Source organism: Deltaproteobacteria bacterium, assembly GCA_029860075.1.
In the GTDB taxonomy this organism is placed as follows: domain Bacteria; phylum Desulfobacterota; class JADFVX01; order JADFVX01; family JADFVX01; genus JAOUBX01.
The window spans coordinates 100,534-123,435 of the sequence record JAOUBX010000002.1; the positions used below are offsets into that span (position 1 = coordinate 100,534).

The window sequence follows — 22,902 nt, forward strand, 5'->3', positions numbered from 1 at the left end:
TACTCCCAAAAAACCGCCATGTCAAGGTAAAGTACCTACCTCTTCTTTTTCATATTTCTCTCAATTTTTTCGATAAGCCGGCTTTTGGTAAACGGTTTATGAAGAGAATCGCAAAAACCATAGCTTTTATAATTTGCCATAACGGCATCGTCCGAATATCCGCTGCACACAATGGCCCTTACCCGGGGATCGATAGCTTTCAGCTTTTTAATGGTCTCCACTCCTCCCATGCCTCCCGGTATGGTTAGATCGGCAACGACAAGATCAAAGGGCGTTCCTTTTTTTAAGGCATTTTTATATGTTTTTATTGCCTTGCTCCCGTCATCAACATGGCTTACCTTAAAGCCCGTTTTCAAAAGGCTCATTTTAAAGGCATTGACAACAATATCCTCATCCTCAAGAAGAAGAATACTTCCACTGCCGGAAATGCTCTTTTGAGGCTGAACCTTTTTAAGCGCTTTTGCCCTCCCGTCAGATGCGGGGAGATAAATATAAAATACCGTCCCCTCGCCTTTTTTTGATTCTACCCCTATATGCCCCTTATGCCTTTTGATAATCGTATAGGAAGTGGCAAGACCGAGACCGCTCCCAATCCCTTTTGTCGTAAAGTAGGGATCGAATATGCGGGACAGATTCTCTTCGGCGATCCCCTCCCCCCGGTCTTTAATCGCTATCATTATGTAGCGTCCCTCAGGCAGAGGCAATATGGAATGAGAGGATATTTTTACATTTTTCGCCGACAGATTTATCTCCCCGCCATGCGGCATGGCCTGTTTGGCATTGATAAGGATATTATTCAATACCTGGCTGATTTGTCCTGCATCTATTTTTGCATTCCTCAGATCATGAGCAATATGAGTTCGCCTTCTTACATTAGAACCTCTTAAAGTAAAGGAAACCGTTTCCCTTAACAAATCGCTTACAGAAGCAAGCTTGATAATGGGCGCTCCGCCTTTGGAAAAGGTAAGCAACTGCCTGGCGAGATCGATGGCCCTCATGGCTGATGATTCAGCATAGATGATAGACTGTAAAATATCCTCATCACCAGGAATGTCCTCATTGAGATATTCCTTGAGGACTTCTATATTAGCGAGCACACCGGTAAGAATGTTGTTAAAATCATGGGCAATCCCTCCTGCCAGCAACCCAAGCGACTCCAGTCGCCCTGCCTTCAAGAGTTCCTCCTCTATACGTTTTTTTTCTGTAATATCCGTATGGGAACCTGCAAAACGGGTCGCCTTTCCATGGTCATCTCTTACACTGGCGCCTCTGGCCAATACCCAGCGGTAAGCTCCATCTTTATGGCGCAGCCTGTATTCCGTTTCATAAAAAGGGGTTTCCCCTTTAAAATGGGCTTCAATATCACCCATAACCCGATCATAATCATCACGATGAATACGGTTTTCCCAGGCTTCCATAATATTAGGAATTTCCCCCTCGTCATAACCTATTATCGCTTTCCAGCGTGGAGAATAATAAACTTCATTCGTCTCCAGGTTCCTGTCCCAAAGACCGTCATTGGAACCTTCCATAGCCAGGGCATAACGCTCTTCACTCACTTTCAGAGCTTCTTCAATTCTCAACCGGGAGATTGCGCTGCCGATTTGCGAAGCAATCGTTTCGAGGGCGATGCGACTATGTTCAGGAACAGTCTCCAGAGTGCGGGATGATATGATAAGACAGGCAATGACCCTTTTCTTATGCACCACGGGAAGAATGGCTATCGCTTTAAGTCCTTCATTGAAGCGCACATCATCCCGGGCTATTCCAAGGTCATTATACCTTGCATATATTGCCTTACCTTCCATCACCAGATGTGCCTTTCCGGAATCGGCATCGTAATGGGAGACCTTCTCTATAAAGGCAGATGAAAGCCCCTTCTTAACTCTCAGGTTAAGCACGCCCGTTGCCAGGTCCACGAGATAGACCCCTCCCGAATCCATCCCCGCAATTTCCAGCGCAAACTCAAGACAAAGACGCAAGCCTTCTTCCAGGCTTCCCGTTGCACTCAGATAAAAAGCAAGTTTACGCTGGGCAAGGATCAAATTTTCCGCCTTCTTTATGTCCGTAATATCCAGCAGCGTTCCAACCATATTTACAGGTTCACCACTCTCGTTTCTGAAAACTTCACCCTGGGCCAGAACGCTCCTCTCGGACCTGTCCTTTCTCAGGATCCTGAATTCCGTTTTATAGTTTTTTTTACCTTCCAGGGTATTAGTTATATCTTTAAGAACTCTCTCCCGATCCTCTTCATGCAAGGCGCTTAAGAAAAAATCATAGGTAGGATCTATCTCTCCCGGCTCATAACCGAATATGCGGAATTGTTCATCGGACCACACTTCCGTACCCATTTTAATATTCCAGTCCCAGCTGCCAAGGTGGCTTATTTTCTGTGCCTTTTTCAGGTTTTGCTCACTTTCCTTGAGCGCTTTTTCCGCCTTCTCACGGTCTGCAATATCTTTTTCAAGATGATTGAGAAGCACAAGGTTGCCAAGGGCAGCCGTAATACGTTCGCCTATATCGGCAAACAATTTTTTTTCATCTGAACTCCACTGCCGCTCATGGGAACATTGATGCATGCCGAGAATCCAGGCTTTGTCTCTCGCCGGCTTTAATGTCATGGCCATATGGGACCTGACATGAAACCGGCTGGAATCCTTTTCAGAAAAGTGGTGTATAAGAGGCCCTTTTTTACTGATAAGCTTCCTCATGAGCGAAGCCGTCGGCGCATTCATGGGACCCTCCATACCGGCTGCCAGGGCGCCCGGATATTCAGGATTTGTCGCTTCTACGGGAACCTTGAATGTAGACGCATCAGGATCACAGGGATACATGAGAAATACCCGGTCTGACCGGAAAATATGGAGCATTTCCCGGGCGGCCTTTTGCAAGGTATCATAAATATCTGTTGAGCCGGATAGCGCCTTATTCACCCGGTTAAGGCTTTCAAAATATTTCTTGCGCTCTTTAATTTCCGTCTCTGCCCGCTTGCGACCGGTAATATCCAGGGTTTGAGAAAGGAGGTGCAACGGCTCGCCCTTATCATTTCGAAGCAGTGATATGGTAACCGATACCCATATGGTCCGACCATCTTTACGAAGATATCTTTTCTCAACAGTGGTCCTGTCTATTTCTCCCGACAGCAGTCTTTCCAGATACTGTGCTCCCGAATGAAGATCATCAGCATGGCTGATATCATGGAAGGTTTTAGACTGCAGTTCTTTTTCCGAATAACCGAGCATCCTGCAAAAGGACCGGTTAACCTTGATGAACTGCCCAACGGGACTGATGAGCGACATGCCCATAGCTGAATCGGTAAAAGCCCTTCTAAATTTTTCTTCACTCTCTCTAAGAGCCTCTTCAGCTTTTTTCCGCTTCGTCACATCACGGGCGATCCCTTCAACAGCCCTGATTTTGCCATGCTTGCAAAATACAGGGAGATCATTAATCTCCAGGATACAAACGGCGCCGTCTTTTCGAAACATTTCCACCTCGAAGGGAGGCGGCTTTTCTCCTTTAAGACTCAGGTCGGCATATCCGGAGATATCCCTGTTAATAGGATTTTCAGTAAAACACTCTTTAATAGAGTCTATAAACTCTTCCTGTGAATAACCGAGAATTTTTTTTACGGATGGACTGACGTAGGTAAACTCTTTATCGGCATTATAGGAATAAAAGATATGATCATTGCCAAGCCCCTCAATGAGCCGATAGTACCTCTCCTCCTTATCTTCGAGAAGAATACGTTTTTCCTCCAGTTCCTTCACTTTTTTTATGAGCCTTTTTGTAAGACTTTCATTATGCATATGCCCCGGCTTTATCCCCTCTCCGTCAGGATGGCCGGGGGCATGAATCCGCTCATTTTTGCATTCGTCAATTAGCCTGCCGATAGTCTCTATAAACTCGTCAGTCTCTGTCGATTTAACAATGAAGGCTGAAGCGCCAAGAGCAAGGGCAAGGTTTTCATCTTCAGGGTCTGTAAAGGTTGAAGAATAAAATATAAAGAGGATCTCCCTGAGACGCTCATCGGTTTTAATGGCCCGACAGAGTTCAAAACCATCCATGACGGGCATGAGAATATCGGATACAATTATGTCAGGCATTGACTGACGCGCCTTTTCAAGCGCTTCACCGCCGTGGGAAGCTAAATCGACACTATAGCCTGCCGAATTGAGGATACTCTCCTGTAAAGTCCGGAAATACTCGCTGTCATCGACAATGAGAATTTTCATCACACCTTCTTATAAAAAGTTAAGAATAAACGGAAGAAACAACTTTAAGGCCCTTAATATGGAAGGGACTAAAAAAACAGAATGTCGCTATCAGCACGCTGCTTAAGAGTGGTTTAAGGGCAGTGGAAGAAGTCCCCTGTTTTCGATACCTCACAACACCAAGCCACCCCAACAAAGCTAATTGCCGTGATCATATCGAATATGTACCTAAGAGACAAGTCAAATTTGACATAACTGGAAAAAATCACCTCCGGCATTGCTGTAGTGAAAATGCCGGGCCGGCTTTTCTTTTTTGTCTCTCCTTGATAAATGAGAGTGTTAAAGGTCAAGCCCCCTTCCTCTGCCTTTCAACCGCTTTCCGCAACTCCCTCACCTCATCTGCCGAAAGCTCGGCCTTTTCAGCAAGTGCTTTAATCTCCTTTGCCATCTCCCTGACAAGAGCGGCATCGTCCTGAGCCTCCTCTTTTTCGGTGGCTCTGTAAAAGGCGATAAGTTTTGCCTGCTCCCGGGCAACGGCCCTGCATATTTCCCTGGCCATCTCCGCTACGCCGTCCACATTGTCACCCTTATTTACCGCAGGTGGGGGATCGGCTTCAGCTCCACTGTCTGCCTCATCGTCGGCCAAAGCCGCATTTTTTTCCTTTAATTCAGTGGCGCCCCCCTTTGAGGTATAACGGTCGATGTAAACCAGCGCCGCAATAGCAAGGAGTGTCATAACAATAAAAACAACCGATATTTTGACAATAAGCCCCGTCATATGCTTCTTCATTTGTGACGTTCTTTTCTCGACAGCCTTGTCAATGTCATCTATATACTTTCCCGTACCGACGATCCAGCCGAGCGGTTTATAGAGGCGTACGTAAGAGAGCTTGGGCTTGTCTCTCACGAGCCCCCTTTCCGTCGGCTTATCGGCACGGTAGGAAAGGAAGGCATCTCCACGCTCCTTGCAAATACGCACTGCTGCCACGAAACGGTTCTCCTTTGTCCCCTCTATGGTGTTGAAACGCTCGCTGTCAAGCGGCTTATTGTTGCGGCCCGGATCTACGGGATGCATGATCATCGTCGGGAAGGGCTCCCCCATGTCGGTAATCCAGAAATAACCGACGCCGTTGTCATACCTGATGGCCCTCATATCGTCCTTTATCTTGGCTTTCATATCGGCCATCGCTTCATCCACATACTTTCCCGTCCCCAGTACCCAGTTCCACTTCTTAAAAAGCCTCACATAGGATATCTTGGGGACGTCCGTAACAAGGCCGTCCGACGTTGGTTTGGGCCAGACGTAATCAATGAATCCATCTCCCTTTTTAAGGCTTACGTCACGGGCGGCAACGAAGAGATTTTCGTTTTTACCCATTGCGCAGTTGTATTTTTCATCGTCCAGTACCTTTCCGTTAAGGGAAGGCATGGTTGGATGCATCACCATTCGCGGAAAAGGAGTTGCCGTATCGTTGATCCATACATACCCTGTACCACTATCGAAGCGAATCTCCTCACCTATCTCCTCTTTTGCCAGTTTCTTCGCCCTTTCCAGGGAAAGTTCTCCTTTTTCGTAGCGTTTCATATAGCTTTTAAGGTGTCCCTCGGCAATATCTACAATGCTCTTTAACTGGCGGCCGTAGACCTTTTCGATATATTGGCGGTCCATGGCCTGCCTGTAATTTGAATCTATCATGGAAATAACCATATCCACATGGTTTTTGAGGTCGCTTTTGACCTTGTGCATGGCCTCTTCCCGGTACTCGACTATCTCCTTGTCCCCGTCCGATTTTATATTGACTATTACCGTCATGAGCAGCACCAGCTGGCAAACAACGAGAATAAAGATGGCTGCAAGACCGAATTTAAACATATTTGTCATATCAATAAATCTCCTTTCCCGTCAGTCCGGACTGTAGAAGGTCCATAGTGTTAATAAAAACTGGACACCCATTATGCAGGGCCAATAGATTAATCTGGGAATAAGGTTATCCCTGTAGCTTACGATGATATAGCCCGATTTCATCTTCGACATAAAAGCATTTACCGCAACGAGGGGAATGCAGAGATAGATAAAAAAGTAAAAGAATTCGGCGTAGGTGATCTCCGGCGTACCGTAAGCGCCCCTTAGTTTCAGATGGGCAAGGAGGGCACCGAAAAAGAGCCCCGAAAAGGAACCGATGAGCCCCATCAGTTTAAAATCGACGAGCGTACTCTGATCGGGAATTCCCGTTATAATAAGGAGAAGCGCAAAGAGTATGGTATAGAGGAACATAATCGGAAAAAGGCTCGATATAAAGGGATCGAGAAACATCCTCTGGGTAACGAGGCTGAAGTTGAGCTCCGGCATCCGCCCTGCCGGGTCCCTTCCCGCAACACCCTCCCGGCTATGCCCCCCCGAAAGATCATAACTGAAAAAGCTGCTCTTTTTTGACCATCCCGGCAGAACCAGCCCTTCCCTTATGCCTGGAAGCGACTCGGGGCTAATAATGGAGTAGTATTCCAGGTCCGGCACACACATAACGGGCAACCTGCGCTCAACAGCCTGGATCCTTATGGAAATACTTTTACTGTCAAAAGGGTAGAGACGGTATTTGAAACGCTGGCGCAATGTGGTTTCAAAATACCACTCCACCACCTTTTCACCCTCCTCTTCAGAACGGTATACTTCCCGGAGCTTGAGGCTCGTTGCATCGGGAAAAAGAACCCCCTCTTTGACAATCTTTTTTATTTTCGCATTATATCTCTGCCATACACGGCCCGTTGCCTTAATGTTGACTCCGCCCGTAAAGTCGAGCGTAAAGACCTCTATCCCCGTAGGAATGTTGAGCACCTTGTCGGGATTCCAGTATGTAGCAACCCTGTCCGAGTTAATGATTCTGTCTATCCCTTCTTCATCTACAACGATTGTCTCTCTCTGATTTCCCGTCTGAGGCGCAGTGAGGGCAAGAGACCAAATAAAGGAGATTCCCGCCAGTATGGCAAGGCATGACGAGATAGAAACGGCCCACATGCGCCCCTTCCCCCCCTTGTATATTCCAAAGAGGAGGCAAAAGAACAGTATCATAGTGAAAACGGCCAGGAAACATATGGGGAAGAGACGCTGCCGCAGGTCCTGCATATTCCCGAGAAGTTCATCACGGATCAATACCGTTCCCAATGCCCACCCCGTCGCCGGAATAGGCGAAAAGGCAATCCATGAACTCTGGCCTGTAATCTCGTTCCTGAAGGGGATAAGCCCCTTATCGCCCCGAAGGGCCTTCTCCGCCATTTTGCCGAATTCCCTGGTATCCATCTCACCTGCAATATCGAAGATGCTCTTGCCGGAGTTCACATAATCTTTGACGGGGTGATAAAGAAAGGTCCCGCTGCCTGATATTACAAAGCTGTACCCCAGCCGTCCCAGATCGAGTGAGTCTGTATAACGCTTCAGGTCTGCAAGGTCATATTCGATGAACACCTCACCGGTGATAATGCCCTCCTGCCCGGCAGCACTGGAGTGACTTATGGGTGAATTGAAGATGCGCATATGCTTTCCCGCTTCTTCCTTATTCCCCTTGCGCTGAAGATAAAAAGGTGAGTTCTTAAGAAATTTTTCGTCATGGAGATAGGGGACAAAAGCAGCGCCCATAGCCTCGATCATATCGTTATTATCGAGGATAGCTCTGAAACGCTTAACGATACCTCCCCTGGAGAGTTCGCCCGAAGCCAGACTGCGGGCAACATGGGCCGTTAAAGGTTTAATAGCCGATAAGTCCTTATTGATATTGCCGGCAGCTTTAGAGGCCTCGCTCATCGTTTTTTCACGGGCCTCTTCCTCTATACCGGCTTTTATGTATAAATATTGCCCCGTTAAAAAGGCCGTTACTGAAAAGGAAAGAATGAAAAAGGCGAGTAGAACATTGCGAATTTTAGAAGCGTCATAAGACAGGATCGTTTCGGAATCTTTCATTAACCCCAACATTAAAATGCAGAAAAGCCTGAAAACATGAATCATATCATTCATATATGCGGAGTCAAGATTTTTTTGGTTCTTAAAGGGATAAATGGAAAGGCGATGAGGTGTGTGTTTTTTAGACGTAGCAGAGAAAGTTGATGGGAAATACAAGCCAGGGCTTATAGGCGGGCTTTTCGGGGACAAAAGGAGCCTTCTAAGCCCGTTTTCGGACCTATATTTCAAACTTTTTCTTTTACTTTCAGTTAATTAGTTATGTCCAACCTCATTATGGCATTATGCATCCGAATTTCACTAACTTCTTCGTCACTACAGTTCTTTTCACTCTTTTATGGATCCCATTAATACACATCATTACTCACACCCATCTACCGGAACTTTATGCTCCAGTAATGTTTCGGCAACAAATGGTGTTTGCTTACTTTCCGGCTTAACCGTTACTACGGTCGCATCTGCTGGAGCTTGAAAATCACCCCAGGCGTTCAAGCGCCACAGGTTAGGAGCGAGTTTCCCACCAAATTCTTTATCCATACAATAGGGATTCGTATCACCATGCAGTAAAAGGACAGGCTTACGAGGTTTGTTCCGCTCTCCAAAATCTCGGGAATTGAGCCTTAGATTATCACGAAAGCTCTGGAAGGCATCACAATGCATGTGATTAGTCGCTGTACAAGGGCCAGCTGCATCGGGAGACGTCACATCGGCCTGAGTCACAATAACCATTGCCTTAGCACCTGCCTTCAAAGCAGCGTCAAAGGATTCTTCCATCCAGACCCGGTTTGCGTGATCCCGCGCATCAACCATTGAAAGGGCCGCTTCAACATCATCTTTCAAAATCTCTATGCGGCCATTGTTGGTTGAAACAAGATGTACCGTCATAAAAAACACTCCATCTTTCATCCAACGGGCATTTTCAGGGAAATTGGGTTGACGCGCATAGAGCCAGCTTTCAGGAAGATCCAGGGGTTTTCTAAAAAACAATTGTCGCAAAAAATCAAGTTTGCCAAGCTCTGAAACAGGGTGCTTCAAAAAAGCACGGTCACAATCAGTCCACTCGTTATCACCGGGTGTATAAAAAACCCGTCCCGGCAGCAGACTGTAAACATCATTTCTTCGCTCCGTCAAGAGCTCTTCCGTACAAGCTTCCTCTCCACTTTTTAAATCACCATAATGAACCACAAAAGGAGGTCTGGCCACTTTGATTGCTTTTGAAATAACTTTTTTAATTCGTTCGTTTTCTTTTTCAGAATAAGGGGTATCTCCAATAGCAATAAAACTCATCTCACTTTGGCTTTTTGCCACTGCCGGTATGTTTACAATTATCAACATGGCCGCACATAAAATAAGTTTGAATAATCGATTTTCTATTTTTGCATGAATAATTTTAATCATTTGTTTCCTCCATTTTTCATCACTTCTCAACTACAGCAGAATGGGGATAGGTCTTGGCGGGTCGTTGCCCAAAGCAAAAGAGACCCTCAGACAGGCTCAGGGTGACCGGTTTTTTCTATCAAATATAACAACAATCCTGTCGTGCTGAGCCCGTCGAAGCACTTATCCGATTTGGGCAACAGCCCGTCAAGAAATGCCCCTATTACCTTGTATAAAGTTTTCTTCACTTCTTCGCCAAAATGACGCATTCACCCTATTGCAATATTACGTATTAAAAAAAATAATATTTTCAATACATTTCCAGCAAATAACATACGAATTTTCATATCATCCGGAAACTGCATAACACCGGACTTCTCTTATCCGATTAAGGCACAAAAAAGCCCGCAACCTGTATCAATCAGGTGCGGGCTTTTAATAGCAGTTAAGTTTTTTTTGGTTCCCCATTTCCTTATCCCCCGAATACATCCTCGACTCTTTTATCAAACCTTTTAGTCGTATGCAAGAAAAAAATAATTAATGAAATGTTTCACGCAAAGACGTTTATGCCCTATTATAAGAACTTTTGTACAGTTACTCGAGATGCTTGCCTCAAACAAAGAGCTTTCAAAGAAACGGGATGATCTTGAGCAAAAGGTATCGAGCCATGATCAGGCGATAACAGGGCTTATACATGCCATATATGGAATTAGCAAAGCCGGATATTAAGGATAAGAGGCAGATAGTTAAAACTGAAGGATGACTGAACAGGGAAAGTGTCCTGAATTTTTCCTGTAGGGGGAGGTTTGAAGCCTTCCCCTATTTTTTTAGATTTTACTTAGAAGCTTCATTTTTCCCCTGAAAAGGGGCTTCTAAGGGTAAAAAAGAGGTGGTTCTTGAGGTTTTATGCTATTAAGTCATGCACTTAACCTGGTCTGACGCCAAGCACGCAAGCACGGCCAAACGTAGTTAGGCCCGACCTCATTATGAGGGGGTTACTTATTGTTTCTAAAATAGTAGTCAAAAGCATCTGCCAACTCTGACAAAAACTGAGCCCCTTCAAAATGTTTAGAATCTCTTCCATGAAATTCAATAAATCCTACCTTTGTCTCAATATCATATTCACCCAGAGCTTCGTCAAGAAATAGGAAGCCTATACTTCCAAAAGTCTCATGTTCTTCTTCATTGTACCCATCTAGAAATAGAACAATACCTACCTTCTCTCCATCCTTATACATCTTGTAATGAACATCTTTTACGGCTATAGATTTCCCACCATAGCTTATATCATTAAGAGGGCTTCGCCTTGGGCGGTACTTAACGAATTCCCACCTTTTTAAATTTGGCGCTGTAGAAAATAGTGACTCTACAGAGGGAAACGCATTTTTTATTCCACCTGCTGTAATCACAAACTCACGTTTACCATTTTCTTTGACTGGACCGAATTCAAAGGTTAGATCTGGATTGACATTTTTCATTTCATGAGAAAGTTTGTCAAAAATTGCTTCACGTTCTCGCTCGAAATGAAAAAGCCTTTCTTCATTATTCTCGAACCACTCCCAAAACTTTTGTTCCGGTGAGCCACCAAAAGCATTTGAGAAAGAAAATATTGCCATGATTATTATTCCCGCCTTTAGTTTATTCATAAAACTAATCAGTTTCTATTTTTTGTTTTAACTCAGTCAAAAACTTCCAAAAATCACCAGTATCAAATGCCACAACCCAGCCTGCCTCAATGAACATATCAACGCCATTAGATTTTGGTACTGTTACAAGCAAGTTAACTTTTGCTAATTTAACAGAAAAATCCCCTAATATGTGGCCTCGTGAATATTTACTAGTTTCACCACCTTGCGATTTTTTAATAAACCCATATTTAGATAATATTTTTTCCAACTCTTCCATGGGATTATTAGCATTTGAAACTGAAGAGGGAAGAGTAACCCAGGTTCTATATTTTGGTAATAATGAAATAACAGGTTTTTTGGTGCCTATATTTCTATGTGGTAGTACTTTGTAGAGAATAGTAATTCCTGAAACAGCTGCAACTACAAATATTATTAAATTAATATCCATCTCATTTCCTATTGAACATCTTCGGAAAAATACCGCAAGAAGTTCTTAAGTAAAGTCAAGAGGAAAACGGAGATTTCCAGAGGATACAGCACCTAATTCCAGTTATTAAGTAATGTGTCCCCAGAACTTATTAGGGAATCTTTCATTAACCCCCACCATTAAAATGCAGAAAAGCCTAAAATTTAAATCATATCATTCATATATGCGGAGTCAAGATTTTTTTGGTTCTTAATAGAACAAAGGGAAAGGCACTGGAGAAATTCGCAGAGGCCATCGGAAAAAAACTCCACCTGGAAGTGACATAGTTAATATATGTTCTTTTCAAACTCGATTTTTTTTCACAGTGGAGCGAGGGAAGCCGAAGGCCAAGTTTAGTAACTTAGAAATTTATTTCGTTAAGGCACTTACACCCCTCAAGGGGGTACTGTAAAGAGTCCGGCTTGTCCGTGTCGGGCGACCTTTCTTTTGCATACGTTATCTTTTACCCTCAAGGGGCATAAAGGCCGTCAAAGAAAAGTATGAACCTTTTTAAATTAAGGTCCCCCTCTCCTTATCCAAAAGCGCTTCAGAAATCTGCATTGACGTATCTTCCAATAAACTGATAAGGAATATCAAACCTTCCCTGCTTCGTCTGCTAAAAGTAAGCGCCCCCGAACTGTAGGCCTGAAAATCCCTCAAAAAACCCAAAATAAAACTAACCCTCTGCAAGGCATCGATAGGATCATCCTCTTCATTTAAAAGTGGATTTATTCTCTTCATTGTCACCCCTCCCTTAAGTATTTAGCTGTCAGCTTTTAGTTTAATCGTCATTGAAGTTATCTTTTAGCCCTTCCCACGCGCCCGAACGCAGTGACAAAGTACTCTTGGGGTGAAGCGATCCCAAAAAATCTTTTGTCCTTCCTCTGCGCCTCTGCGTGAAACAAATCATTTTATCTTTAACCTCTCCATGAAATCCACGTAAATCCGTGCCCCATTATCCCTTTGCCCTTCCCGCGCGGCGGCCCAGATTTTTTTCTTTTCCTTCGTGAACCTTCGTGCCCGACCTGGATAAATATGTCTTTCTTTCCAGGGAATTAGCAAAGCCGGATATTAAGGATAATATGCAGATAGTTAAAACTGAAGGATGGTTGAACAGGGAAAGTATCCTGAATTTTTACATGTAGGGAAAGGTTTGAAGCCTTCCCTTATTTTTTTGGATTTTCCTTAGAAGCTTCATTTTTCCCCTGAAAAAAATAAGGGGGGGGGTAGAAAAGAGGTGTTTTTGAAGTTTTATACTTTTAAATCAAAAAGTTAAATTGGTCTAACCCCAAGAACGGCAAGCCTTTTGGATCAATGCCGAAAAACACAGCCGGACTCCCCACGTTTTGAAATTCACAGGCATAAAAAAAACCGCCAAACAGTCTGTTTGGCGGGCAAGTGTTTAAATCAGCTTAACCGTTACAGGCCTATGGAGAAATCACTTCAATGGTTGTTATTGAGGCCAGGGCGTTGTTCGTCTCGTCGCTCTCAGGCTGAGCGTCACTGTAGTAGTCCGCTATAACGCCCACATAGTAGGTTCCCGGCACAAGATCAGTTGGAATGGTGACCACCGAATCAACTGCGCTCTCTGCACCGGCGGCAATACCTCTATACCAGCTAGCGATCAGCCGGTCGGCAGTGGTGATAACCGCATCCGTCGACAGGTAGGCGCCGTTAAAGAAATAGTGCGATGTTGTTGACGTTCCCTGATTCGCTATGGTGCTGCTCACCGTCATCTGCTCCCCGATGTTGATCGTAGTTACCGACGGTACAACCGATGTGGGCACAAGGTCTACATTGCGGATCACTTCGATGGTTGCTGTCGAAGCCAGGGCATTGTTCGTCTCGTCAATCTCAGGCTGACTGTCGGAGTAGTCCGCTATGACGCCCACATAGTAGGTTCCCGGTGCAAGATTGATGGGAATGGTTACCACCCTATCAACTGTGCTCTCGGCACCGGCTGCAAGACTCAAGTTATACAGAGACATAACCATCTGGTCTACAACGGTGATAACCGCATCCGTCGACAGGTAGATGCGGCTATAGAAATCGCTCCATATTGTTTCCGTTCCCTGGTTCGCTATGGTGCTGCTCACCGTCATCTGCTCCCCGGTGCTGATCGCGCTCACCGACGGCGTAACCGATGTGGGCACAAGGTCTACATCGGCAGGCATTACTGCCCAGGCGGAGTTAAAGGCAAAGATATAAATAAATGGAATGGTCCATTTGAAGCATAAAGACAAAATAATTTTTTTCATCATAATTACCTCTTAATTAGGTTATTGATCTTTGTGTCTGGTTTATTGATATGAAAAATTTGCAGAAATTTGCGCCCGGAGTTCGGGACGCCTGGCGGGAGGAGCGCGTAAATATATCCCTAATTTCTTGTATTTCCCACAAACAAGGCAAAGTGCCATGCTCCCCCCCCCTAATAAAATACATGGTTATGGTAAAATGAATAAAGGGGACAGTTTTCTTTTTGCTCTTTTCTTCCCAAAACACCCAACTCATGCAAAGAAAAGTAATCCCTTTTACTCCTGCTTCCGGAAAATATATCGATGCAAACGCAAAAAAGCCCACAACCTGTATCAATCAGTTGCGGGCTTTTAATGGTATTTAATTTTTCCGGTTCCCCATTTCCTAACCCCCCTATTTCGTCCTTGACTCTTCTATCAAACCTTACAGTCAAATGCAAGAGGAAAATACACTTTAGAGGTTGTAAAAAATAATCGATGAAATGTTCTCACGTGAAGGCGCAGAGACGCTAAAGAAGATATTTCAAAATGAGTTCTTATTGGAGAGGGATAAATGCAACTTGAAGATATTACGAATAAAGTTACTCCGTTAATAGCTGCATCATAATGGTGGGTTAGTCTTAGAGTACGAACATTGCAAAAAAATAACTTTCTTTGAGCATTAATCCGATTGCCGAAAGGGGGATTAATCCACCCTGCAAAAAACCTGTGGGCGGGCTTTTATAAAATGTCTGTCATTTCGAACAAAGAGAGAAATCTTTGTTTTTAATTTAAAGGGGAGTTTTAAGATTTCTCATCAAACCTTGTCGAAATGACAGCTCATAGCAAAGCATACTAACTTTATTGGTTGAGATCTTCCTTCAGCCCCTCGAAAGCATAAGGATTAAAAAATTGTCTACCCCAAAGCAGTTTGCGGTCAGTTTCATTTATGCCTGCTTCATTGCAGACTAAATCCCAATTTTCCTCAATGACCTGTTTTTGGCGCCGGACAATTGCAAGCGCTTCTTCAGATGAGAGCAAAAAATTATGCGCTGCTTCAAGGCATGACGAAATCCGGCTCATGCGATTATTACCGGAGATTAGCATCGCCTGGGAGGCTTCATTACCGGAACGGGGTTGTGGGCATATATCATAAGCCGGGGTGAGGGAAAGCATTTTTCCATCCCAGAACGCGGCATGATTGCGCGCGTGATCATCGGTATTGCCGCTCAGTATATTAAAAACGAGGCGGGAAAAAAGTTCCTTCAGCGTTGCAGAGGCTTTTATAAATTTGTGCCGGACAATCTCGGCCAGCTCTTCATAGCTTGCATAGCGCGCCATTAATTCATCAAGGCCAAAAAGCGTCAGCGCCGAAACCATACTCTTGCGTTGCCAGCCTTCAGGTGTATATGTGCGATCAAAACGCTCAATCAGTAAAACATCTTTCCGGGAGGCTTGCGTCAGGGACACGGGGGCAACCTTTAATCCCGCCAGCCCGGCCAGACGCATAGCAATAAATTCAGCCTTAACCACACTGTGTAAATCGGAACCGGATGAAAACTTGGCAATATACTTTTTATTCTTATCCTCGATGAGCGCTTTGGGGCGAGCGCCTCCGATAGAGCTGCCATGGTAAAGCGCCTGATCAAGTTCCGGTGTTAGCGGGATGCCTTTTTCAACGCGTTCGGCCGATTCCAGCAATTCGTCCAGCGTTACGTTCACAAAGGAACGCGGTACATACTCTGTTGGTGAACGCTGAAAATCCAAAGCGCCAATTCGATCAGAGCCGGATTCAAGCAGATAGGTCAGTTCATCAAGCTGTGTGCTATCTGCTCCGACCCCTTTCGTCCCAAGTTTTTTATTGATCACTACACGCCGCCCCCATGCATCAGGAGCAGCATCCCGGAGACAGCCAGGCATACTTAAGCCGCTTAACAGGGGCAACATACCGGCACGAAGCGGCAGCTCAACGTCATAGATGGGAATGGCATTCTCTCTCCCCAAATAGCTTTTACCGTAGTTGAAAATCAGGTGGCTGCCCTCAGCGCTGAGCTTCCCGGCAACAACGGGCTCAGTCTCATTGGGGAGCCAAATCCACAGAAAGGCTTCTGTGTATTCTTTATTAGAAGTCATCATCTACAGGCTTTTTACTTTTATGGATTGTCTTTGGGAGAAGGGAAAGCTTGTCATCGGCTCTCTCAAGGTGCGTAGACAGTGAACTGCTTTCACCATCAAATAGTTTTACACCCACGAGCGCAGCAACCTCAAAAACAAGCCCAATGGCACAAGTAAGATCGCCTTTTTCAATTTTCTGAACTGTATACCTTGATATGCCCGCACGATCTGCCAAATCCTGCTCAGCCCATTTACGCTCTTTACGCCCAAGCCTGATCTGCTTGCCGAGCAGGGAGGCTGCTTCCGTACTGTATCGGGAATATGTTCTTACTTTAGCCATTATTATTACCAATCATTTAGAATGACTGCCACAGCAACCATTTAACACCAATATGACCACCATAGCAGTCATTTTAATTATCTGAGTTTATTTTTGTCAAGAGAAATTTTTGTTAGCAATTCAATTAAAGATTTATCCTCGTACCTCGTCGAAATGACAAGATAATAATTAAAGGCAAATTTTGTTTGCTCATATCGTCCGGGAATCCCTTAAAAAGAGATAACATATGATATAATCTCTTTCTCTAATTTCAGATAAAGGAAAACAATGATCCATAAAACACTTAAAAAACACTTCGGTTATGACCGCTTCCGGGAGGGCCAGGAAGCGGTCATCTCAGCCATTATTAATGGCCGATCTTCGGCGGCAATATTCCCGACAGGTTCGGGCAAGTCACTTTGCTACCAATTGCCTGCGCTGCATCTTGAACACTTGACACTGGTCATTTCCCCCCTTCTGGCCCTCATGCAGGACCAGCTTGATTTCTTAAAAAGCAAGAACATTCCAGCCGCATCTATTGACTCCACCCAAAGCCGGGAAGAGGCAAGTACCGTCATGGAGGATGTGCGGCAAGGCAGAACCAGGATTTTGATGATTTCTGTAGAGCGGCTGAAAAATGAGCATTTTCGTAATTTTATAGTCAAAGTTCCTATTTCGCTGCTCGTTGTTGATGAAGCGCATTGCATATCCGAGTGGGGCCATAATTTCAGGCCCGATTACCTTAAACTGCCCGACTATCAGAAGGCCTTTAATATTCCGCAAGCACTGCTGCTTACGGCAACGGCAACACCCCGGGTAATTGAGGATATGAGTAAAAAATTTTCCATCGACAAAGAGCAGGTTGTGCGGACAGGCTTTTATCGCCCCAACCTTAATCTTAGTGTAGAACCGGCAGAAGAAAAGGAAAAAGACCGGCTTTTGAGTAACTGGCTGGATAAAAGAAAAGAGGAACCTACCATTGTCTACGTTACCTTGCAGCAAACAGCCGAACATGTGGCCAAAAAACTGGCTAGTTACGGCATTAAGGCAAGGGCCTATCATGCAGGGATGAAAAGTGAAGTGCGCGAGGAAGTACAACTTGCCTTTATGCAGGGAAAAACAAACTGCATTGTAGCCACCATCGCCTTTGGTATGGGTATTGATAAAAGCAATATTCGCAACATCATTCATTATGACCTGCCAAAATCGATTGAAAGTTATTCACAGGAAATAGGTAGGGCCGGACGGGATGGACGCGAATCGAACTGCCTTGTACTGGCAAAGGGCAGCAACCTCAATGTCCTTGAAAACTTCATCTACGGTGACACACCGGAAAAGGAAGGTATTCTAAAGGTATTGGCAGAGATTAAGGCGGCGCATCAAAACTGGGAAACCCGAATAGTATCACTTTCTGCATCCTCTAATATTCGTCAACTGCCGCTAAAAACATTACTCGTTTACCTGGAGATGAAGCAGGTTATAAAACCGCTTTATTCCTACTTTTCAGAAATTCGTTTTAAGCTCCTCATAGCAGAAGAGGAATTAATTGATACATTCAAGGGAGAACGGCGGGATTTTGTTCAGTCAATACTCAAGGGCTCCCAAAAGGCCAAAATCTGGTATACCCTGGATTTCGAGACGCTCTATGAGCAGTACGGCGCTGAGCGAAGCCGTGTGGTAACGGCCCTGGAATACTTTCATGACAAGGGCTATGTCTTTCTGGAAAGCAAACAAATGACTGATGTTTATGAAGTGCTCACCCCTGACCTGCAAGTTGATTCACTGGCAGAGGCGCTTTTCAGACATTTTAAGGAAAAAGAAAGAACCGAGATCAAGCGTATTGCTTCTATGGTGAGACTCTTTGAAAGTGATAAATGCATTAATGGGCAGCTGTCTGTCTATTTCGGAGATGAGAAAGCACCCGAAAGGTGCGGTCATTGCTCTGTCTGTAAAGGCCAGGTAGCGGCGATTGCCACTGAAGAATCTCTTGCGCCGCTATCTGAAGTCTCTTTTAATAAACTCATCAAAACCTTCTTTTCCAAACTGAACAATAAACCTTCAACTGATATGATAACCCGCTTTTTATGCGGTATTCCAGCACCCCAATTTTCTTCTATCAAGGCACGTTCACTACCCGGCTTTGGAACTCTTTCTTCTTACCGCTATCATGACGTATTAAAGTGGGTCAATAATCATGGAGAGTAAAGAATCCACGACCAGAGAACGTAGCCTTGCTTGAGCCCTAAAAGGGCTTGCTTTTCCTTCCCATTAAAACGCAGCCGAGTGTAGCCGTTGACTGAGGATGAAGGGCACAAACTGTCTGAGCGAAGCGAGTTTTTGTGCCCGCCGAAGGCAACGGTGGAAGGAGGGGAGTTCCGCCTTGGCGGGACCAAGTTTAGTAACTTAGAAATAACTTTCTGTTTCTTTTTACAGGAAGTTATTTCGTTAAGGCACTTATCCGGTTTTAACCGGGCTTTGGGCGGCCTTTCTTTTGTTACTTTTCTTTGTCCGCAAAAGAAAAGTAAAATTATTATGGCATACCCTTTTAACTCTACCCCCGCACAAAGGACGGGGATTTCAAAGATTAATTAAAAGGAAGGTTTGATTTCATTATAGAATACTCTTATTTGACTCCTCTTTGATTCAGGAAGGCCCCGAACTTCATGTCTCTGTTCATAATATGATTAATGATCCACTTTATGAGGAAGTTGAGCACATCACGGCTAACAGCAGATTTTTCAACCTGATGCTTCTGGCAGAAATCTTTAAGTTTGCCTGTAAATTCCTTGTGGAGTTCAAGGTGTTCATCCCGCTCCGGATAACTATACTTTAGCATTAGTTCCCGCTCTTTTGAAAAATGGTAATCCGTATATTTAATCAGTTCAACGAGTATCTCTTTTTCCTCTTCCACCGCCTTGTCGGACTGAAATGTATCGTATAATGATTTAATGATGGAAATAAGTTTTTTATGCTGCTCGTCAATTTCCCCCACATTTACTTCCATCGCTTCATTCCACTGCATAGAGATTGGCATCTTTACAGGCCTCCCTTATTTATTTTCCGTCCATGAATCATCTATCCCGGCAACCAGTACCTTACAGTCGGACAGGGCGACAACAGGCCCTCCCCCGGCCCCATTGCTATCCTCTTCTCCTTACCATTGAAAATGGGGTTCACCCTTGCTGCAATAAAGGAATAACAAAATTATAAACAAAGCCTGACTTTTTTGAAATAGATAATTATGATTTTCATTCATAAGAAAAACAGGCCTCTTTCAGGGCAGCGGGAATGAGTAAGGAGCAGTATAGTATGAATCAATTCCAGACATTTGCCAATCGTCACATTCAAACATGGCTTCAATAAAAACTTAAATACTATTTTGCAGCTGCAAAAGTGTTTGAGACTTGTTCTATCTTCCATTTTCTGCTATCCTTACCCCTATGAATTTTGAAACGATTGAGGTTGGACCCCTCCAGGTAAACTGTTATATTCTCTACGATGAAGAAGGGAATGCCCTTGTCATCGACGCTGGTGACAATGCTGAAATGATCCTGGAAAAAATCAGCGCCCTCGGACTGAACCTGAAAATGGTTATCAGTACCCATGGCCACTTCGACCATGTGGGCGCCAACGGCCTGCTCAAGGAAAAAACGGGCGCAAAGCTGCTTATTCATGAAGCCGACAGAGAACTGCTCAAGCATGCCCCCCGGGCGGCGGCTTCTTTCGGCCTTAGAGCTGAAGAGCCGCCTCAAGCCGATGAATACATTTCGCATGGTCAGTTGATCGAGTGCGGATCAATCAAGATTGAAGTCATCCATACACCGGGGCACTCACCGGGCGGCGTATCACTCCTTTCTGACCATACCCTCTTTACAGGAGACACCCTTTTTGCCGGGTCCATAGGGAGAACCGATCTGCCCGGTGGCGTTCATGAACTGCTCCTCAAATCTGTATCTGAGAAACTCTTCTCACTGGCCGATACCGTTGAAATCCACCCCGGACATGGCCCTTCAAGCTCCATCGGGCATGAAAAGAAATATAATCCCTTCTTTGCTGCAGGTTCATTATACGGGTCGTAGATATGAAAAATATCAATCCCGATATTTATCGTAACTATGAACGGCTCGTTGAGATAAAGATTAAAGGCAAATGTTATCGCGTGCCGGAAAACAATTGTACGCTAAGAGCCTTTCAATTCATAGAAGCCGACTTTACAATGAGCAGGTTTTGCTGGAATGCCGAATGCGAAAACTGTCTCATCAAATTCAGGGAAGGCAATTCAGGAATAGATAAAACAGCCCTTGCCTGCCAGCAGGAGACCTTTGACGGTATGGTCATTACCCAACTTCCCTCCGGTATCAGCCTATAGTGCCGTGTCTCAAGTAATTAAAGAAAAAAAAATACTGCTCGGCGTCACGGGAGGCATTGCCGCCTACAAATCGGTTGAACTTTTACGTCTTTTCCAGAAGGAAGGCGCACAAGTGAGGGTCGTCATGACGGCCAATGCCGCCAGGTTCGTCACAGCTCTTACATTCAGGGCCATTTCAGGATTTCCCGTTATAACAGATATTTTTGACGCAGAAACGGAATCAGGCATCGATCACATCGGACTGACCGACTGGGCCGATCTCTTTGTCATCGCCCCTGCAACAGCCAATATTATAGGAAAAATGGCTGCAGGCCTTGGCGATGATTCCCTTTCTACGATGGCCCTTGCCTTTGACGGGGACTTCCTTCTGGCACCTGCCATGAATACAAAGATGTTTCAAAACAGGATTGTTCAGGAGAATATCAAGAAGCTGCAAAATCTGGATTATCATTTCATCGGTCCTGCATGGGGGGCACTTGCCTGCCGTGACGAAGGCGCAGGAAGAATGAGCGAACCCGTGCAGATTCTGGAGGCAGCCATACCGCTTCTTTCAGATAAAGACCTGGCGGGAAAAAAAATCGTCCTTACGGCCGGCCCGACGGTGGAAGATATTGATCCTGTGAGGTTCATAAGCAACAGATCTTCGGGGAAAATGGGGTATGCAATAGCAAGAGAGGCTTCAAGAAGAGGAGCCGAGGTAATGCTCATTTCCGGTCCTTCATCCCTTGAACCGCCGTCAGGTTGCAATTTTAAAAGTGTCAGGACCTCCGGTGAAATGCATAATGCCCTCCTGGCAACAGCAAAGGGAGCAGATGCCCTTATTATGGCTGCTGCCGTGGCAGATTACAAACCGGTAAAAAAGTCGGAACAAAAAATAAAAAAGAAAGCAGAGCGTCTTCTACTGGAACTGACAAAGAACACGGATATATTGGGTGACCTTTCAGGGAAAGGCCTCTCTAAATTAATCGTAGGCTTTGCAGCAGAGACTGAAAATATTGTTGAAAATGCATTGAAAAAAGTAAAAGAGAAAAAGCTCGATCTTATTATTGCAAATGACATTTCCGAGAAGGGCGCAGGCTTTGATACAGATACGAACAGGGTTCAGATTATGGACAAATCAGGCGTCATCGAAAAAACAGAACTGCTCACAAAAAGGGGGATCGCAAATATCATTTTAAACAGAATCAAGGAGAGGTTTAATTAATCAGCGAAGCAGTTCTTTAAGATCAAGATGGCCGAAATCTCTGAAGGTAGCCTCCTTAAACTTCGGTTTCAACCTTTCAAATATCTGCTTGCAGTCACTATTTGTCATACTGCCCCTGTTTTTGAGTTCCTTGAGCTCTTTTCTAATTTTCGCCGCCACTTCGAGGCTTTTCCTTCCCGCCGGGTCGGCCTTACAGCAAAGGGCATTTTTTCCATCAATAAGAAAGGCAAAGGTCGAATCAAGGGCCAGCTTTTTATAATTTTCAACATCTGCCGCATCAAGCTTCCAGTTGGATCTGACCGATATAAGATCCATCGTTTTATGCCACCTTTTGAGCCGTGCAAGCATAAGCAGGCTGTTAAATATCCTCTTGTTGGTACCGAATGAAAAAAGTGTATTATCGAGGGTCGCTCTTAAAAGGGGATCATTATCACGGTGGACCTCTTTGGCAACTTTGTCGGCCAACTCCCATACCGATTTATCCATGTAGGAATCGAACCTCACCTCCCAGTAAGCATGATTAAGCATCCTCCTATTAAAGCTGGCAATGATCTGGTTAGGAACGTAGTAATTATGAGCAATGACGTCGGCAGCAAGGTGACTGAGGTAACCGTAGGCAAAGGCCCGTTGGGAGTCACTCTTTGCGCTGTCAAGCACATTCATTCCAACATGCCAGTTATGACAGTGCTTTGCATATTCGATAAATTTCTTACCATGAATTATATCTGCACTGATACAACCGTAAACAAAATCATAAGGATAGCTGGCCAGGATGGTCTGTTTAAATAGGGGAAGTATTGCCAGGTTATTAAGCACAGAGGAGGCAAGGCTAAGGTGCATGGCAGGACCCCAGGCATAACAATTCTTACTGCCCAGCGCTACCAGGACAAGAGAAGCAAGTAATATCAGTAGAAACTTCACCAGGGGAAACCTTTCCAGCCATTCACGTAGAGACTCTTATTCTCTGAAATATATTCACGCTTTTTGACTTTTTTAATGTGATCGTATCAATAGCAGGGCGGTTACGGAT

Annotated in this window: 16 protein-coding genes; 4 read left to right on the forward strand and 12 right to left on the reverse strand. The window is 44.7% G+C overall.

Annotated elements, in window-relative coordinates; translation table 11 throughout:
• Window positions 1–35 precede the first annotated feature (35 nt).
• The 10 genes from OEV42_01070 to OEV42_01115 all read right to left on the reverse strand — a co-directional run bounded on the left by OEV42_01070 (window position 36) and on the right by OEV42_01115 (window position 16,320).
• Entirely contained in the window at window positions 36–4,232 is a 4,197-nt protein-coding gene (locus tag OEV42_01070; protein MDH3972843.1) for a PAS domain S-box protein, read from the reverse strand.
• Window positions 4,233–4,557: 325 nt separating this feature from the next.
• A complete protein-coding gene (locus tag OEV42_01075; protein MDH3972844.1) occupies window positions 4,558–6,093 on the reverse strand; it encodes a cache domain-containing protein in 1,536 nt (511 codons plus the stop codon).
• 21 nt (window positions 6,094–6,114) lie between these two features.
• Window positions 6,115–8,163, reverse strand: coding sequence for a Cache 3/Cache 2 fusion domain-containing protein (locus tag OEV42_01080; protein ID MDH3972845.1), 2,049 nt, complete (start codon window positions 8,161–8,163; stop codon window positions 6,115–6,117).
• Between the two features lie 357 nt (window positions 8,164–8,520).
• Complete coding sequence (locus OEV42_01085) at window positions 8,521–9,558, reverse strand: hypothetical protein (protein ID MDH3972846.1); 1,038 nt, start codon at window positions 9,556–9,558, stop codon at window positions 8,521–8,523.
• 974 nt (window positions 9,559–10,532) lie between these two features.
• Entirely contained in the window at window positions 10,533–11,183 is a 651-nt protein-coding gene (locus OEV42_01090) for a hypothetical protein (GenBank protein MDH3972847.1), read from the reverse strand.
• A gap of 4 nt (window positions 11,184–11,187) precedes the next feature.
• Window positions 11,188–11,613 carry a hypothetical protein gene (locus OEV42_01095; protein MDH3972848.1) on the reverse strand — a complete coding sequence of 142 codons (426 nt, stop codon included), beginning with the start codon at window positions 11,611–11,613 and terminating at the stop codon, window positions 11,188–11,190.
• Between the two features lie 528 nt (window positions 11,614–12,141).
• The gene (locus tag OEV42_01100) at window positions 12,142–12,372 is read right to left on the reverse strand and encodes a hypothetical protein (protein ID MDH3972849.1); all 231 of its coding nucleotides are present in this window, start codon (window positions 12,370–12,372) and stop codon (window positions 12,142–12,144) included.
• A 686-nt stretch (window positions 12,373–13,058) separates the two neighbouring features.
• On the reverse strand, window positions 13,059–13,892 hold the full coding sequence (locus OEV42_01105; GenBank protein ID MDH3972850.1) for a hypothetical protein: 834 nt from the start codon (window positions 13,890–13,892) through the stop codon (window positions 13,059–13,061).
• Window positions 13,893–14,726: 834 nt separating this feature from the next.
• Complete coding sequence (locus OEV42_01110) at window positions 14,727–15,998, reverse strand: type II toxin-antitoxin system HipA family toxin (GenBank protein ID MDH3972851.1); 1,272 nt, start codon at window positions 15,996–15,998, stop codon at window positions 14,727–14,729.
• Complete coding sequence (locus OEV42_01115; GenBank protein MDH3972852.1) at window positions 15,988–16,320, reverse strand: helix-turn-helix domain-containing protein; 333 nt, start codon at window positions 16,318–16,320, stop codon at window positions 15,988–15,990. The genes OEV42_01110 and OEV42_01115 overlap by 11 nt, the downstream gene beginning before the upstream one ends.
• 270 nt (window positions 16,321–16,590) lie before the next feature.
• Between OEV42_01115 and OEV42_01120 the strand changes: the two genes are divergently transcribed.
• A complete protein-coding gene (locus OEV42_01120) occupies window positions 16,591–18,504 on the forward strand; it encodes a RecQ family ATP-dependent DNA helicase (protein ID MDH3972853.1) in 1,914 nt (637 codons plus the stop codon).
• 418 nt (window positions 18,505–18,922) lie between these two features.
• Here OEV42_01120 and OEV42_01125 read toward each other — a convergent pair whose 3' ends face one another.
• Window positions 18,923–19,333: a bacteriohemerythrin gene (locus tag OEV42_01125; GenBank protein MDH3972854.1), complete on the reverse strand. Its 411-nt coding sequence runs from the start codon at window positions 19,331–19,333 to the stop codon at window positions 18,923–18,925.
• 406 nt (window positions 19,334–19,739) lie between these two features.
• On the opposite strand from OEV42_01125, the gene OEV42_01130 reads away from it, so the two are divergent.
• The 3 genes from OEV42_01130 to coaBC are packed head-to-tail and all read left to right on the forward strand — an operon-like array spanning window position 19,740 to window position 21,872.
• On the forward strand, window positions 19,740–20,378 hold the full coding sequence (locus OEV42_01130) for an MBL fold metallo-hydrolase (protein MDH3972855.1): 639 nt from the start codon (window positions 19,740–19,742) through the stop codon (window positions 20,376–20,378).
• A gap of 2 nt (window positions 20,379–20,380) precedes the next feature.
• Window positions 20,381–20,668, forward strand: a complete 288-nt coding sequence (locus OEV42_01135; GenBank protein ID MDH3972856.1) for a hypothetical protein — start codon at window positions 20,381–20,383, stop codon at window positions 20,666–20,668.
• The gene (gene coaBC / locus OEV42_01140; GenBank protein ID MDH3972857.1) at window positions 20,622–21,872 is read left to right on the forward strand and encodes a bifunctional phosphopantothenoylcysteine decarboxylase/phosphopantothenate--cysteine ligase CoaBC; all 1,251 of its coding nucleotides are present in this window, start codon (window positions 20,622–20,624) and stop codon (window positions 21,870–21,872) included. The genes OEV42_01135 and coaBC overlap by 47 nt, the downstream gene beginning before the upstream one ends.
• Here coaBC and OEV42_01145 read toward each other — a convergent pair whose 3' ends face one another.
• Entirely contained in the window at window positions 21,873–22,793 is a 921-nt protein-coding gene (locus tag OEV42_01145) for a zinc dependent phospholipase C family protein (protein MDH3972858.1), read from the reverse strand. It lies immediately after the preceding gene.
• Window positions 22,794–22,902: the final 109 nt, after the last annotated feature.

Excerpts from the sequence above, each read along its gene's own strand:
- OEV42_01070 (MDH3972843.1), bottom strand. The coding sequence starts at position 4,232 with ATGAAAATTCTCATTGTCGATGACAGCGAGTATTTCCGGACTTTACAG.
- OEV42_01075 (MDH3972844.1), bottom strand. The coding sequence starts at position 6,093 with ATGACAAATATGTTTAAATTCGGTCTTGCAGCCATCTTTATTCTCGTT.
- OEV42_01080 (MDH3972845.1), bottom strand. The coding sequence starts at position 8,163 with ATGAAAGATTCCGAAACGATCCTGTCTTATGACGCTTCTAAAATTCGC.
- OEV42_01085 (MDH3972846.1), bottom strand. The coding sequence starts at position 9,558 with ATGATTAAAATTATTCATGCAAAAATAGAAAATCGATTATTCAAACTT.
- OEV42_01090 (MDH3972847.1), bottom strand. The coding sequence starts at position 11,183 with ATGAATAAACTAAAGGCGGGAATAATAATCATGGCAATATTTTCTTTC.
- OEV42_01095 (MDH3972848.1), bottom strand. The coding sequence starts at position 11,613 with ATGGATATTAATTTAATAATATTTGTAGTTGCAGCTGTTTCAGGAATT.
- OEV42_01100 (MDH3972849.1), bottom strand. The coding sequence starts at position 12,372 with ATGAAGAGAATAAATCCACTTTTAAATGAAGAGGATGATCCTATCGAT.
- OEV42_01105 (MDH3972850.1), bottom strand. The coding sequence starts at position 13,892 with ATGATGAAAAAAATTATTTTGTCTTTATGCTTCAAATGGACCATTCCA.
- OEV42_01110 (MDH3972851.1), bottom strand. The coding sequence starts at position 15,998 with ATGACTTCTAATAAAGAATACACAGAAGCCTTTCTGTGGATTTGGCTC.
- OEV42_01115 (MDH3972852.1), bottom strand. The coding sequence starts at position 16,320 with ATGGCTAAAGTAAGAACATATTCCCGATACAGTACGGAAGCAGCCTCC.
- OEV42_01125 (MDH3972854.1), bottom strand. The coding sequence starts at position 19,333 with ATGCCAATCTCTATGCAGTGGAATGAAGCGATGGAAGTAAATGTGGGG.
- OEV42_01130 (MDH3972855.1), top strand. The coding sequence starts at position 19,740 with ATGAATTTTGAAACGATTGAGGTTGGACCCCTCCAGGTAAACTGTTAT.
- OEV42_01135 (MDH3972856.1), top strand. The coding sequence starts at position 20,381 with ATGAAAAATATCAATCCCGATATTTATCGTAACTATGAACGGCTCGTT.